Origin of the sequence: Haloterrigena gelatinilytica (genome assembly GCF_013342145.1) — an archaeon.
Lineage (GTDB): Archaea > Halobacteriota > Halobacteria > Halobacteriales > Natrialbaceae > Haloterrigena > Haloterrigena gelatinilytica.
The window spans coordinates 676,877-691,490 of the sequence record NZ_JABUQZ010000001.1; the positions used below are offsets into that span (position 1 = coordinate 676,877).

Below are 14,614 nucleotides of genomic sequence, written 5' to 3' on the forward strand. Positions count from 1 at the left end.
TCCCAGCGGCGGGCGTTTCAACGGACTCCGATACGAATCCGCTGTAGGTGGTACACGGTATTCCCAAATCGTCCGTCTGCTTCCAGCTAACTGCCGTGTGTGAATAACCCGTGCGACGAGCTATTGCGAACGGAATCGCTCGATTGTCGACTTCGGGAATCGAAGGGAAACGCGGCGCTCGAAATCGTATTTCATGCCGAGTAAACTGCCGAGGATCACGGCGACCGCGAAGGCCGACGTGACCATATTCAGGAGCAGCCAGTCGAGCGAAACCCCGTACGCCGTCTGATCGACAGGTGCGAACAACCGGACTCCGCCGCTCAGCATATCGAAAACGACGTGCGATCCGAATCCGATCGCGGCTGCTCGCCAGGGACCGAACGCGGAGAGGAGACCCACTATGACGACCCCCGCCAGCAGCGAGTGCGTGAGCCCGCGATGCGTCCACACGATGCTCGAGACGTAGCCGAGTTCGATCAGCGGCCGAAAGACGAACGTATCGACGTCGGGAACGGCGGCGGCGAGCGCCGCGACGAGATACGGCTCCGATCGTTCGGACCGAGTAACGAGCAGAACCAGTGCCAGACCGAGCAGGATGTGTACCCCAGTGGCGACCATATTTGCCAACCCATGCTATTGAATCACATAATAGATATGGTTAGCGAACAATACACATTCGTAGATTAGCGCATCACGTCCGCCGGTGAACAGTGCGTTCGCTCAGCGATCGGTGACCGAAAACGTCACGACGAACGAAATTATACCCGGTCAGCGCGCGATCGGCGACCGCCGACCGGCGGTGGTGTCGACGGCTATCCGAACTTGCCGGTGATGTAGTCCTCGACGCGGTCGTGCTCGGGGTTCTCGAAGATCTTCTCGGTGTCGTCGAACTCGACGAGTTCCCCGCCGGTGAGGAAGACCGCCGTCTTATCGGAGATGCGGGCGGCCTGTTGCATGTTGTGGGTGACGATGACGACCGTGTACTCCTCGGAGAGATCCTCGATCAGGTCCTCGATCTTCGAGGTGGCGACGGGGTCGAGCGCCGACGCCGGTTCGTCCATCAGGATCACGTCCGGATCGGGCGCGATCGCGCGGGCGATACAGAGGCGCTGCTGTTGACCGCCCGAGAGATCCAGTCCGCTCGAGTCGAGTTGACCGTCGACTTCCTCGAGGAGGGCCGCGCGCTCGAGGGCTGTTCGGACCTTCTCGTCGACGTTTCGGTCTTTCCCCTGGACCTTCAGCCCGTAGGCGACGTTGTCCCGAATCGATTTGGGGAACGGGTTGGGCGACTGGAAGACCATCCCGATCTTCCGGCGTAGGGCGACGGGGTCGACGTCGTCGTCGTAGACGTTCTTGCCGTCGAACAGCAGTTCGCCCTCGACGCGGGCGGCGTCGACGAGGTCGTTCATCCGGTTGATACACCGGAGGAACGTCGATTTCCCGCAGCCCGAGGGACCGATGACCGCCGTCACCTGCTTTTCGGGAATCTCGATGTCGACGCTGTCGAGCGCTCGCTCCTCGCCGTAGTAGACGTCGAGGTCGCGCGCCTCGAGCAGCGTCCGGTCGGTCTCCGTCTCGGCGCCGGCGTCGGCGCTGTCGACGAGGCCGTCCGTTCCCGGCGTCGGGGCTGGCTGGTCGTCGGTCGATTCCGTTTCCGAGGAAGTCATCTGTTCGTTAGTCATTGTCAGGTGCGCTGTTGATATCGATTCCGAATGACGATCGCGATCGAGTTGATCGTCAGCAGGACGACGAGCAGCGTGACGACGCCGGCGGCGACGACGCCGTACTGGAATTCGGTCTGGGGATAGGAGGCCCAGTTGTAGATCTGCAGCGGCATGGCGCTGACCTTGCTGAAGGGACCGTTCGGGAGTCCGAAGACGGTCGTCGGGGCGGCGATCATGATCAGCGGCGCCGTCTCGCCGATCGCGCGGCCGAGCGCGAGGATCGTCCCGGTCATGATGCCGGGCATCGCCCGCGGCAGGACGACGTTGCGGATCGTCTGCCACTTCGTCGCGCCCATCCCGTAGGACGCCTGTCGCTGGGAGTCGGGGACGGACCGAATCGCCTCCTGGGCCGAGATGATCACGATCGGCAGGATGAGCAGGGCGATGGTGAACGCGGCCGCCAGCACCGTCCCGTAGCCGATGCTAAAGAGGCCGACGAACAGCCCCAGTCCCAGCAGGCCGTAGACGACCGAGGGAACGCCCGCGAGGTTCGCGATGTTGAGCTGGATGAACCGCGTGAGGTAGCCGTCGTCGGCGTACTCCTCGAGGTAGATCGCGGCGCCGACGCCGAGCGGGAACGTGATCAGCGCGATCACGAGCATGATTGCGACGGAGCCGACGAGTGCGGGCAGGAACCCTGCCTGGAACGGGTCGGGGTGGGGCGGGTTCGTGAGGAACTGCCAGTCGAGCCAGCCGACGGCGTCGACGGCGACGTTCAGGAGCAACGCCGCGAGCGAGACGATGCCGACGAGCGTCGCCGCCAGCGCGAGCAGGCGGAACGAAACGTCTTTCGTCCGGCTGATCTGACCGAACCCGGAATCGGCGGGTTCGTCGCGGGTATCGGCCGCCATTAGCGGTACACCTCCCGGTAGCGCGACGCGACGAATTCACTGATGAGGTTCATGACGAAGGTGATGACGAACAGCGTCAGTCCGACGGCGAAGAGGCTCTTGTACGCTTCGCCCTGCCCGACGATGTCGCCCGTCCCGATCTGGACCATCGCGGAGGTCATCGGCTGGATCGAGTTCAGGAACATCCCCGCCGGATCGGTCAGATCGACCATCCGGGGCGTCTGTCCCGCCGCGATGGCGACGATCATCGTCTCGCCGATCGCCCGCGAGAGCGCGAGGATGAACGACGAGAAGATCCCGGACAGCGCCGCCGGCACGACGACGGACGTCGAGACGGTGAACTTCGTCGCCCCCAGCCCGTAACTGGCCTGGCGGAGCGAGTCCGGCACCGCGCTCATCGCGTCCTCGCTGATCGAGGAGACCATCGGGATGATCATGATGCCGACCATGATCGACGCCGACAGCCCGTTGAACGTCGACAGCGGCAGGAACGTGTCCAGCGCCGGCGTGATGTAGACGAGCGCGAAGTAACCGTAGACGACCGTCGGAACGCCCGCCAGCACCTCGAGGGCCGGCTTGAGATACGAACGCTGGCGATCGGTGGCGTACTCGCTCAGGTAGATCGCGGTCAGCAGTCCGATCGGGAGCGCGACCATCGCCGAGCCCACGGTGATGACCAGCGTCCCCGAAATCAGCGGGAGAACGCCGAAGGCGATCGGTTCGTTCGTGGGGCTCCACCGCGTGCCCGTGAGGAATTCGGCGGGCGAGACCTGTGCGAAGAAGTCGACCGCGTCGATCAGCAGCGTCAGAATGATCGCGACGGTCGTCAGGATCGACAGCAGCGCACACAGCATGAAGAGATAACGGAAGGCGGTGCCCCGCGCCGTGCGGCTCGCGTCGTGAGAGAAGTCCGGTTGGCTCATTCGGTCACCTCCGCGATCGCGGCGTCGAGTTTCTCGAGGTTCTCGTCGCGGTTCTCCTCGGTGATCGGGACGTAGCCGACGTCGGAGACGAGGTCCGTCGCGGCCTGTTTCATGTAGAAGCGAGCGAAGTCCCGGACCGCCTGCTTCTCGAGCGATTCCTTCGCGACGTAAATGTAGAGGGGTCGCGAGAGGGGCGTGTACTCGCCGGACATGGCCGTCTCGATCGACGGTTCGACGCAGCCGTCGCCGTTATCGATCGAGATTGCCTTGATCGAGTCCGGGTTCTCGCTGTAGTACGAGAATCCGAAGTAGCCCATCGCGTACTCCGAACCCTGGACACCCTGGACGATCGTTCGGTCGCGTTCGGTCGCGTGGTAATCGCTACGGTGGTTCTCCTCCTCGCCGATAACGGCCTCGTTGAAGTAGTCGAACGTGCCGGAGGTCGTCGCGGCCCCGTACAGTTCGAACTCCTCGTCGGGCCAGTCCTCGTTGATATCGCTCCACCGTTCGGCGCCGTCGGCCCGCCAGATCTCGCGGAGTTCCTCGACCGTGAGACAGTCGATCCAGTCCGCGTCCGGGTTGACGACGACCGTCAGCGCGTCGGTCGCGACCGTGAACTCTATCGGTGTGATCCCGTTGTTCCCACACTGTTCGACTTCGGCGTCGGCGACCGCCCGACTCGCGTTATTAATGTCGGTTCGTCCCGCACAGAAGAAGTTCCCGAACCCGCCGCCAGTCCCGGTCTTACTGAGCGAGATGTTGACGGTCGGGTGCTCTTCGGAGAACGCGGAAGCGATCGCCTCGGTCACGGGGAACACCGTGCTGCTCCCCGCGACGTTCACCTGATCTGCTTCCGCGGCGAAGACGCCGCTACAGCCGGCTAACCCACCGGAGAGGGCAACACCAGCCGCGGCGAGAAAATCACGCCGACCGAAGCCGGTCGGCAGGGACGCCGTGGTTTCTCTCGACATCACCGGATGCAAACCACACTGTAGGTAAGTAGACTACTATGAGAACTATATAGTGATATGTACCTGCTGCAGCGACTATCAGCACGATAACTGGTGCCAGTGTCGGGCCGCTAACCCATACATATGACAATAGCTGACACGAGAAGACATAGCGATGAATGAACGTGTATTCTACGAGAGCGTATTCGGCGGTGAACAGTCGAACATATATAGACGAGATCGGACGATCGGTCGGTGGTTCGACGAGGCGTTACGGTGATCGGATCAGGAGTCCGAAGCGAACGGCGACCCGAATCACGGGCACACCGATCGGTGTCGGGTTCCATTTCCGTGGGTCGATCAGCAAAATCGAGTCGCCGGCCGGTCCGGTCGCCAAGCGCGAATCGTGCGGCCGTCCGTCAGACGGCTTTCGGACGCTTCGGAGGCGTCGACTCCGGCTCCTCGTCGCCGCACGTGTCGGCGCTCCGCTCACCCGAACTTGCCGGTGATGTAGTCCTCGACGCGGTCGCTTTCGGGGTTCTCGAAGATCTTCTCGGTGTCGTCGAACTCGACGAGTTCCCCGCCGGTGAGGAAGACCGCCGTTTTGTCCGAAATCCGAGCCGCCTGTTGCATGTTGTGGGTGACGATGACGACCGTGTACTCCTCGGAGAGGTCCTCGATCAGGTCCTCGATCTTCGAGGTGGCGATCGGATCCAGCGCCGACGCCGGCTCGTCCATCAGCACGACCTCCGGATCGGGCGCGATCGCGCGGGCGATACAGAGGCGCTGCTGTTGACCGCCAGAGAGATCCAGTCCGCTCGAGTCGAGTTGACCGTCGACCTCCTCGAGGAGGGCCGCTCGCTCGAGGGCTGTTCGGACCTTCTCGTCGACGTTTTCGTCTTTCCCCTGGACCCGCAGCCCGTAGGCGACGTTGTCCCGGATCGATTTGGGGAACGGGTTAGGCGACTGGAAGACCATGCCGATTTTCCGGCGTAAGGCGACGGGGTCGACGTCGTCGTCGTAGACGTTCTTCCCGTGGAAGTAGAGGTCGCCCTCGACGCGGGCGACGTCTATCAGATCGTTCATGCGGTTGATCGAGCGCAGGAACGTCGACTTTCCACAGCCCGACGGTCCGATCAGCGCCGTGACCTTCCGCTCGGGGATGTCCATGTGGATACCGTCCAGCGCCTGGTCGTCGCCGTAGTAGACGTCCAGATCGCGCGCTTCGATGACGGCGTCGTCGACCCGCGGTGATCCGAGGGGAGCGTCGTCGGTTACGGACGTGACCGAACGGGCGGTACTGTCGTCGGACGTCGAGACGGATTGGGTTCCGTTCGCGGTCATTGTGGGTAAGTTCGGGCAGTTATCGGTTGGAAAACGCAGGTTGATACGATCGCTGCCGTGGTGGCACGCGACCGGCGGCGAGCGCCGGACCGAACTCGGCTCCGATCGGTCGGCGTCCGAATCGGTGCGCAGGTACCATTATCCGGACTCAACGCCCGAGCGAATAAATACTGTGCTATGAGCGGTCCGTCCGTTACACGTCGCCCCAGTGACGTTACAGAGACCTACGGAGAGGAGGTGTACGACGGCGCTGATCGGCGATACTGCTCGATTTTTCGAGACCGAACAACGCGCCGCTCGCGAACGGTCGGGGACGGGTCCGTCGCTGCCATCACTACATAGATTCCTGTCAACTATACATATTCCTACGGTCGGACTGGCTCACGAGGGACTCGCGTGCGTATTTCGGCAACTCACCCCACAGAAGCAGTAGTGTGGCCGTACGATAGGTGACGCTGATCTCTATAGATGAAGATGGGTTTATACGCACGGGGTCGAATCGCCACGGTATGGAGACGCGCAAGGTGCAGGTGACGGGCGGGTCGACGTTTACCGTCTCGCTGCCGAAATCCTGGGCGACCGACAACGACGTCAGCGCCGGGACGACGGTCGAGTTCTATCCGGAGGGGGACTCGCTGTTGTTGACGCCCCAGAGCGAGACCGATCGCCAGACGGGAACCCTCGACGTCACGGACCTCGAGGGCGAGCGGCTCACCCGAGCCGTGATGACGATGTACGTCAGCGGCTTCGACATCATCCGCCTCTCGGCCGGCCGCATCACGACCGATCAGCGCAGCGCGATCCGGAGCGCGACCCAGAGCCTCGTCGGCGTCGAGGTCTTAGAGGAGACGACCGACAGCGTCGTCATCCAGGACCTGCTCGACTCCTCGGAGCTCTCGATCGTCAACGCCGTCTCGCGGATGCGCCTGATCGCCCGCGCGATGCTCGAGGACGCCGTCACGGCGCTGGTCGAGAACGACGACGACATCGCTCAGGACGTCATCGAACGCGACGACGACGTCGACCGCCTCTGGCAGGTCGTCTCGCGGATCTTCCGCGCGACGCTGCGCTCGCCGCGGGCCGCGGAGGAGCTCGGCGTCCCCCGCGAGGACTGCTTCGACTTCCACTCGAGCGCCCGCCAACTCGAGCGGGTCGCCGACCACGCGGCCAAGATCAGCAACCTCGCGCTCAAACTCGAGGCGATTCCCGGAGACGTCGCCGACGCGCTCGTCGCCCTCCACGACGACGTCGCGGACGTCATCGAGAAGTCGATGGACGCGCTGGTCGCCGAGGACAGCGACGAGGCGACCGACCTCGGCCACGCCGCCCGCGAGGCGATCCTCGAGATCGACGAACACACCCGAACGATCGACGACATGCTTCGAGAACTCGAGCCGGTGCAGGCCCAGTCGCTGGGGCTGATCGTCGACTCGCTGTCTCGAAGCGCCGACTACGGCGGCAACATCGCCGAGACGGCCCTCCAGAAGGCCGCGCCGCGCCCCTGACCCGGGGTTCGATTCGGTTTCGTCACTCTCTCGCTCGAGTACCGTCCGCGCTCGAGGTTCCTGTCGGGCGTCGAGACAGTGTCCGCGAGGCCGGCTGAGGATTTTCCCGCGACGCCGCGAACGACGACGGGATGGAGTACACCCACCTCGGCGAGACGGGACTCGAGGTGTCCCGGCTCTGTCTCGGCTGTATGAACTTCGGCAGTGACGAGCCGTGGATGATAAACGACCGCGAGCAGTCCCGTGCGGTGATCCAGCGGGCGCTCGACCTCGGGATCACGTTCTTCGATACCGCGAACGTCTACTCCCAGGGTGAGAGCGAGGAGATCCTCGGCGAGGCGCTGGCCGACGCGGACCGCGACCGAGCGGAACTGACCGTCGCGACGAAGGTGTACGGCCCGATGCACGACGGCCCGAACGGACAGGGACTCTCCCGCAAGCACGTCTTCGAACAGGCCGACGCGAGCCTCGAGCGACTCGGGCTCGACTATGTCGACCTCTACCAGATCCACCGCTGGGACGACGAGACGCCGATCGAGGAGACCCTCTCGGCGCTCGACGCGCTCGTCGAGGAGGGGAAGGTCCGCTACGTCGGCGCGAGCACCATGCCCGCCTGGAAGTTCGCGAAGGCGCTGTACGAGGCCGACCTGAACAACCGCGAGCGGTTCGTCTCGATGCAGTGCGAGTACAACCTCGTCGACCGCCACGAGGAGGCCAACGTCCTGCCGCTCTGTGCCGACCAGCGCGTCGGCGTCCTCCCGTGGTCGCCGCTGGCCGGCGGCTTCCTGACGGGCAAGTACGAACGCGACGCGGATCCCGACGAGGGCCGCGCCGCGTCGGACGAATTTATGGAGAAACGCTTCACCGAGGAGAACTGGGCGGTGCTCGAGGTCGTCCGGGACCTCGCCGACGAGAAGGACACGGCGCCGGCGCAGCTCTCGCTGGCCTGGTTGTTGCACAAGGGTCTGGTCGACGCGCCGATCGTCGGCCCGCGGACGATCGATCACCTCGAGGAAAACGTCGGCGCGCTCGAGGTCGACCTGACTGACGAAGAGATCGAGCGGCTCGAGGCGCCGAAGACGCCGGTCTGGAACGCCGAGATCGGGGACGTCTGACGCGCGCTCACGGGAGTTCGAGCGGAGCTGTGCGGCTACTCGAAGATAGCTGTCGCTCGAGGAGAACTGAACGTCGCCTTCGATCGGAAGACGAAGCGAGACGGTCGCGATCTAGTCGAGCAGAACGGCGTTGACCTGACCGGTCTGACCGGGACGGGAGGTGACGCGAGCGCGGCCTTCCGAGGTCTCGATGACGGCGCCTTTCGTGATGATGTTTCGGCGGACGTAGTTGGGGTTGGCGTCGTTCTCGACGACGTCCTCGATCTCGGCGGAGACGGTCTCGCCGCCCTTGTTGACGCTGGCGACGTCGGTCGCGAGCGCGCGGGTCTTCGTCTCGTTGCCGCGGACGTCGACGGTTCGGTATCGGGGCTCGCCGACCTGCGTCTCCGTCGGCAGGCGTCCGAGCTCGTTCTTTCGGCGCTTGCGGACGTTCTTCAGTCGGCCACCGGTTCGCTTGCGCGTGGAGCGTCCCTGGTTTTGCATACTCGCATCCAGTCTCGGCGTATATTTATATGCAACGTTAGGGCCCCGTCCGGAACCCGCCCGGTGGTGCGACCGCTCGACCGCCGTCGACTGCCCGTGTCGACGCTACTCGTCGGCTGAGGGGGCTACTCGTCGCCGACCAGGCAGTACCCGTGTCCCGGTTCCTCGAGGATCGTCTCCGTGTCGTCGTCGTAGTAGTTCGAGAAGACGGCCCGTTCCGCGTAGTAGATTCGCCCGTCGACGGGGACCGCCGCGCTGGTGACTCGACCGCGGTTCCGAACCCGCCACCGGCGGTCACCCGTCTCCTTATCCAGAGCGTACAGGTGCGAATCGTAGGAGCCGACCAGTACCGTCTCCGCGGTGACCGTCAGCGCGCCGATGACGCGGCCGCCGACGTCCGTCGACCACAGCTCCTCGCCCGAGGCCGGATCGAGCGCGTAGACGTAGCCGTCGTCGCTGCCCATGTAGACGACGTCCGCGTCGGTATCGACCGCCGGGTTCGACATGATCACCTCGCCCGTCTCGAACGACCACTCCTCCGAGCCGTCCTCGAGGTCGAGACAGTAGAAGGTCCCGTCCCAGCTGCCGACGTAGCCGTAGCCGTCGTGTGCCGCGACGGTGCCCTTGATCTGGGCGCCCTTGCGGAAGGCGCCGCCCGCCTGTTCCTCGCCGTCGGCGTCGGCCTGAAACGACCACGCGAACTCGAGGGAGGGGTACTCCCAGCAGTAGACGACGCCGTCGTTCGACCCCGCGAGGATCCGCCCTGTCTCGAGATCGATCGTCGGCGAGGGGTGGGCCTGCCCCCAGATGCGGTCGTCGCTCCACGTCGGGTCGCCGGTCTCGGGGTCGATCTCCCAGAGCGCGCCGGAGGAGGGCGGGGCGTACTCGGAGATGAGGTAGAGGGAGCCGTCGTGGTAGGCGGGACTCGAACCGATCGCGAGCGGGCCGTCCAGATCGCCGTCCTCGGATCGCGTTCGCCAGACCATGTCACCGCTCTCGGTATCCAGCGCGTAGAGATCGCCGTCGTAACCGCCGATGAAGGCGACGTCGCCGACGATCGCCGCTGACCCGTGAAAGCCCTTTTCGGTCGCGTCCGTCTGGGTCGCCCACTGGAGGTCGCCCGACGGCGCGTAGGCGCACACCTTGCCGGTGTCGCCGGCGAAGACGATCGTCTCGCCGTCGGGCGTCGGGACGGGACTCGACTTGGCGGCCGTGTGGTCGGCGGCGTTGATCGGGAACGACCAGTTGACGCTCACCGACTCCGGGACGGTTTCGTCGGGGTAGTAGCCGAGGCGTCGGAGCCCGTTCTGGAACAGCGACACGTCCTCGGTGCCGTCGAAGCGTCCGCCCAGCGTGGTCGGCAGGTCGACGCCGACGCAGCCGGCCAGCCCCGCCGCCGCGGCGCCCGCGCTCGCGCCGAGCAACCGACGACGCGAGAGGCCGGCGGACCGGTCGCAACCGCGTTCGGAGACCGTATCTCGGTTCGGAGATCGCATTGCGTGTGCTACACGTCTCGAGGGGACCTCGAAAAATCCCACTGGTTCCGCGGCCGTCGCGAACGCGACGCCGGCCGGCGTCCGCGAGGCCCCGTTTCAGGCAATAATGTTTATACGCCGGTGGGAGAGTCAGGACGTATGACCGATTCAGGACCCCGCCGACGGGACGTACTCGTCGCGGTCTCGGGAACCTCCCTCCTACTTGCTGGCTGTTCGGAAAGCGACGCGTCGGTCGAGGATACCGGCTACGGAGCCGCCTACGGGAGCGAATACGGACGCGGAGGCGAGCAATCGTGAGCGATCGAACGCCGCGGCTCGGACTCGAGACGTTCGAGGAGGGCGACGCGTGGGATCACACCGACACGGTCGAAGCCGTCGACCGACACGCGATCGTTCGAGGACCGATCGCCGACCGCCCCGACGAGGGCGAGTACGACGACGAGCTCTACCACGCGACCGATCAGGGGATCACGTGGCGCTGGGACGCCTCGAGCGAGGACTGGACGTACTTCGGCGGCAAGGGCTGTTCGGAGCAGCCGATACCGGGGACGAGTCACTTCGAGGCGGCGGAACTCGTCCACGCGCGCACCGAGGAAACCCCCGTCTGGAACGTCGAAGCACACGGGATCGAGGGCGACGGCGAGACGGAAGTCGGCGCGGCCGTCCACGACCTCCTCGCGGACGTCGCTGAGGCCGGCGGCGGGATCGTCTACTTCCCGCCGGGCCGGTACCTCCTCGAGCGGACGCCGCTGATCGGCGACGATACGATCCTGCTGGGCGCGGGTCGCGCGACGGTCCTCGAGGGAACGCGCCCCGACGGCGAGGACGGCCGGGCGCTGCTCTCCAACAGGGGCTACGACGCGGTCGATTTCGACGGCGCGTCGAACTGGGGGATCTGCAACGTCCGAATCGATTCGCCGGCTACGAACGGGATCATGCCCGCACACGCAGAGAACGTCCGGCTGGAACGGATCTACGGCGACCGGATCTACTACCACCACATCGACGTCGTGTCCTCGAAAAACGTCGGGATCGACGGCTACTGGGCGACTCGAGGCGGCGAGGCCGGCTCGGACGCGCCGATTCAGTTCGACAACCAGACCACGGAGATCGCGTCGAACAGCGTCTGGGACGGCGGCGAGGAGCTGCTGGCCGGGAGCGACGGCACCCCGACGCGGAACTGCATCCTCGAAAACTTCGAGATCGACCCCGAGAACGGTCCGGAGTACGGCGTCCACATCCACCGGAACGGAAACGAGTCGATCACGATCAGCGACGGGTACATCTCCGGCTGCCTCTATTCGGCGATCCGAGGCGACACCGGCGACGAGATCGAGGACCTGACGATCGACTCCGTCTCGTGTATCGAGAACGCGCGGGGGATCTCGCTCGGACACGTCAAGGGCGGCCGCCGAGAGCTGACGGTTTCCAACGTCACGATCAGAACCGACAACAGGGGGCTGGCCGCCGGCTCGGGGCTGTACGCGGCCGGGTTCGACGGCGCCGAGATCTCGAACACCGTCGTCGACGGCGAGTTCACGAACGCGATCCTCTTCGACGACATGGGCGACCTGAAGCTGAGCGCCGTGACGGCCAAAGGCGCGAGGGATCAGGCGTTCCGCTTCCGGAACAACGTCGACGCGACGCTGACGACCGCTCGAGCGGCGGACTGCGGCGATGCGGGCGTCTACTCGGGAGCCGGCAGCAGCGTCGCCTACGGCGGCGTCACGTTCGAGGACGTCGGCACTGAGACCGACTCCGACGGCGACGGGGCGTTTCGGGAGTGGAACGCGTCCACCTCATCGTAACCGGCCAACACCCGTTCTGACGGCTCTCCCGAACCGTCTCGAGAAAATGCCGAAAATTCGCTCGCGGTGAGCGGCCGGGACCGCGCTACTCACGGGCGCTGTGCGCCCGTTCGTTCGAGGGATCTGCAATCCCTCGCTACTCTTTCTGCGCGTCGACGACCGCAACGCCGGCCAGATTCACGATGTCCTTGACCTCGTCGCCCCGCTGGAGGACGTGGACCGGCTCGTCCATGCCGACCAGCATCGGGCCGATGGCATCGGCGCCGCCGAGTCGCTGAAGCAGCTTGTAGCCGATGTTACCGGACTCGAGGTTCGGGAAGACCAGCACGTTCGCCGGGTCCTCAAGTTCCGAGAAGCCGTAGGTGCCCTCGAGGATGTCCTCGACGACGGCGGTGTCGGCCTGCATCTCCCCGTCGACCGGGAAGTCGGCCTCGGGATCGTCCTGGAGCATGCTCGCCGCGCGCCGCGGTCGACGGGTCGCTTCGTTGTCGACGCTACCGAAGTTCGAGTACGAGAGCAGGGCCGCGCGCGGTTCGATGTTGAACCGTCGCGCCAGCTTGCCCGTCTGTTTGGTGACCTCCGCGAGGACCTCCTCGTCGGGGTCCTGATTGACCGTCGCGTCGGCGACGAAGATCACGCGGTTCTTGAACGTCAGCATGTAGACGCCGGCCGCGTAATCGACGTCCTCGTCGGTCCCGATCACCTGTAGCGGCGGCCGCAGCGCCGAGGGGTAGTGGTGGGAGAGGCCGGTCAGGAGCGCGTCAGCGTCGCCCTGTTCGACCATCACGCTCCCGAAGTAGTTGGTGTCGCGCTCGATGAGTTCGCCGGCCTCGCTGCGCGTGATCCCCTTGCGCGAGCGGAGTTCGTGGAGCCGGTCGGCGTACTCCTCGTAGTCGCCGACCGACGGGTCCGCGACCTGCGGATCGAAGTCCAGTCCGAGGTTGGCCGCCGTCTGGCGGATGTCGCTCTCGTCGCCGATGAGGATCGGCAGCGCGATCCCCTGCTCCTGGATCTGGTAGGCCGCGCGGATCATCTTCTCGTTCTCGCCCTCCGCGAGCGCGACCGTCTTGGGGTCGCTCTTGGCCTTGTTGAGGACGACCCGCATCATCTCGCGGGACTTGCCGAGGCGGGCCTCGAGTTCCTCCTCGTACGCCTCGAGATCGAGTTCGGTGCGAGCGGCGCCGGACTCCATCGCGGCCTCCGCGATCGCCGGCGCGACGCGGAAGAGCACGCGCGGGTCGACCGGCTTGGGGATGATGTAGTCGGGACCGTACTGAATCGGCTCGTCGCCGTAGGCCTTGACGACCGCGTCGGGGACGTCCTGGCGGGCCAGGTCGGCCAGCGCCTCGGCGCAGGCGACCTTCATCTCCTCGTTGATCTCGGTCGCGCGCACGTCGAGCGCGCCGCGGAAGATGAATGGGAACCCGAGCACGTTGTTGACCTGGTTCGGGTAGTCCGAGCGGCCGGTGGCCATGATGACCGTGTCGTCGCGGGCCTCCTTGGCCTCCTCGTAGCCGATCTCCGGATCGGGGTTGGCCATCGCGAAGATGATCGGATCGTCGGCCATCGAGCGGACCATCTCCTGCGAGACGATGCCGCCGATCGAGAGGCCGACGAAGACGTCCGCGCCCTCCATCGCGTCCGCGAGGCCGCCTTCGGGGAGGTCACGAGCGAACTGCCGTTTGTACTCGTTGACGTCGCCCTCCTCCGCGCGGGCCTCGGTGATGATCCCCGAGGAGTCACACATCGTGATGTTCTCCTTCCGGACGCCCAGCGACTCGTAGAATCGGGCCGACGCGATCGCGCTCGCGCCGGCGCCCGAGAAGACGACCTCGAGTTCCTCGAGGCTCTTCCCGGCGATGTCGGCGGCGTTTATCAGCGCGGCGCCCGAGATGATCGCGGTGCCGTGCTGGTCGTCGTGGAAGACGGGAATGTCGATCTCCTCGCGCAGGCGCTCCTCGATGGTGAAACAGCCCGGCGCCTTGATGTCCTCCAGGTTGACGCCGCCGAACGTCGGCTCCATCATCTTGATGGCCTCGACGAACTTGTGCGGGTCTTCCTCGTCGAGTTCGATGTCGAAGACGTCGATGTCGGCGAAGCGCTTGAACAGCACGCCCTTCCCCTCCATGACGGGTTTCGACGCCTGGGCACCGATGTCGCCGAGTCCCAGCACCGCCGAGCCGTTCGAGACGACGCCGACGAGGTTCCCCTTGGCCGTGTACTGGTAGGCGTCGGTCGGATCCTCGTCGATCTCCGTACACGGCGCGGCGACGCCGGGCGAGTACGCGAGCGAGAGGTCGCGTTGGGTATTCGTCGGTTTCGTTGTCGAAATCTCTATTTTTCCAGGCGGATCGGTGCGGTGATACTCGAGTGCGTCCTCGTCTAATCCCATATTGGGGACACTGCAGGGGAGTA

Annotated in this window: 13 protein-coding genes; 4 read left to right on the plus strand and 9 right to left on the minus strand. The window is 65.3% G+C overall.

Annotated elements, in window-relative coordinates; translation table 11 throughout:
* Window positions 1–120: 120 nt before the first annotated feature.
* The 6 genes from HTZ84_RS03315 to pstB (HTZ84_RS03340) form a co-directional block, all read right to left on the minus strand.
* Window positions 121–618 carry a metal-dependent hydrolase gene (locus HTZ84_RS03315; RefSeq protein WP_174679380.1) on the minus strand — a complete coding sequence of 166 codons (498 nt, stop codon included), beginning with the start codon at window positions 616–618 and terminating at the stop codon, window positions 121–123.
* A 194-nt stretch (window positions 619–812) separates the two neighbouring features.
* A complete protein-coding gene (pstB, locus tag HTZ84_RS03320; RefSeq protein WP_174679381.1) occupies window positions 813–1,682 on the minus strand; it encodes a phosphate ABC transporter ATP-binding protein PstB in 870 nt (289 codons plus the stop codon).
* A 2-nt stretch (window positions 1,683–1,684) separates the two neighbouring features.
* Window positions 1,685–2,575, minus strand: a complete 891-nt coding sequence (gene pstA / locus HTZ84_RS03325; RefSeq protein ID WP_174679382.1) for a phosphate ABC transporter permease PstA — start codon at window positions 2,573–2,575, stop codon at window positions 1,685–1,687.
* On the minus strand, window positions 2,575–3,498 hold the full coding sequence (pstC, locus tag HTZ84_RS03330) for a phosphate ABC transporter permease subunit PstC (protein ID WP_174679383.1): 924 nt from the start codon (window positions 3,496–3,498) through the stop codon (window positions 2,575–2,577). The genes pstA and pstC overlap by 1 nt, the downstream gene beginning before the upstream one ends.
* Window positions 3,495–4,469 carry a PstS family phosphate ABC transporter substrate-binding protein gene (locus tag HTZ84_RS03335; RefSeq protein ID WP_174679384.1) on the minus strand — a complete coding sequence of 325 codons (975 nt, stop codon included), beginning with the start codon at window positions 4,467–4,469 and terminating at the stop codon, window positions 3,495–3,497. The genes pstC and HTZ84_RS03335 overlap by 4 nt, the downstream gene beginning before the upstream one ends.
* Window positions 4,470–4,937: 468 nt before the next feature.
* Window positions 4,938–5,792: a phosphate ABC transporter ATP-binding protein PstB gene (gene pstB, locus HTZ84_RS03340; RefSeq protein ID WP_174679385.1), complete on the minus strand. Its 855-nt coding sequence runs from the start codon at window positions 5,790–5,792 to the stop codon at window positions 4,938–4,940.
* A gap of 509 nt (window positions 5,793–6,301) precedes the next feature.
* On the opposite strand from pstB (HTZ84_RS03340), the gene HTZ84_RS03345 reads away from it, so the two are divergent.
* Together HTZ84_RS03345 and HTZ84_RS03350 are read left to right on the plus strand one after the other, a co-directional pair.
* Window positions 6,302–7,297, plus strand: coding sequence for a phosphate uptake regulator PhoU (locus HTZ84_RS03345; protein WP_174679386.1), 996 nt, complete (start codon window positions 6,302–6,304; stop codon window positions 7,295–7,297).
* 131 nt (window positions 7,298–7,428) lie between these two features.
* On the plus strand, window positions 7,429–8,412 hold the full coding sequence (locus HTZ84_RS03350) for an aldo/keto reductase (protein ID WP_174679387.1): 984 nt from the start codon (window positions 7,429–7,431) through the stop codon (window positions 8,410–8,412).
* A gap of 111 nt (window positions 8,413–8,523) precedes the next feature.
* On the opposite strand, the gene HTZ84_RS03355 is transcribed toward HTZ84_RS03350, so the two are convergent.
* Both HTZ84_RS03355 and HTZ84_RS03360 read right to left on the minus strand, forming a co-directional pair.
* Window positions 8,524–8,895, minus strand: a complete 372-nt coding sequence (locus HTZ84_RS03355) for a 30S ribosomal protein S8e (RefSeq protein ID WP_174679388.1) — start codon at window positions 8,893–8,895, stop codon at window positions 8,524–8,526.
* A 125-nt stretch (window positions 8,896–9,020) separates the two neighbouring features.
* Window positions 9,021–10,391 (minus strand): outer membrane protein assembly factor BamB family protein, encoded by a 1,371-nt coding sequence (locus tag HTZ84_RS03360; RefSeq protein ID WP_174679389.1) that lies wholly within the window; start codon window positions 10,389–10,391, stop codon window positions 9,021–9,023.
* 138 nt (window positions 10,392–10,529) lie between these two features.
* On the opposite strand from HTZ84_RS03360, the gene HTZ84_RS03365 reads away from it, so the two are divergent.
* The gene (locus tag HTZ84_RS03365) at window positions 10,530–10,688 is read left to right on the plus strand and encodes a hypothetical protein (protein WP_174679390.1); all 159 of its coding nucleotides are present in this window, start codon (window positions 10,530–10,532) and stop codon (window positions 10,686–10,688) included.
* Entirely contained in the window at window positions 10,685–12,199 is a 1,515-nt protein-coding gene (locus tag HTZ84_RS03370) for a glycosyl hydrolase family 28-related protein (RefSeq protein WP_174679391.1), read from the plus strand. The genes HTZ84_RS03365 and HTZ84_RS03370 overlap by 4 nt, the downstream gene beginning before the upstream one ends.
* A 136-nt stretch (window positions 12,200–12,335) precedes the next feature.
* Here HTZ84_RS03370 and HTZ84_RS03375 read toward each other — a convergent pair whose 3' ends face one another.
* Window positions 12,336–14,591, minus strand: coding sequence for an NADP-dependent malic enzyme (locus HTZ84_RS03375; protein ID WP_174679392.1), 2,256 nt, complete (start codon window positions 14,589–14,591; stop codon window positions 12,336–12,338).
* Between the last annotated feature and the right edge of the window lie 23 nt (window positions 14,592–14,614).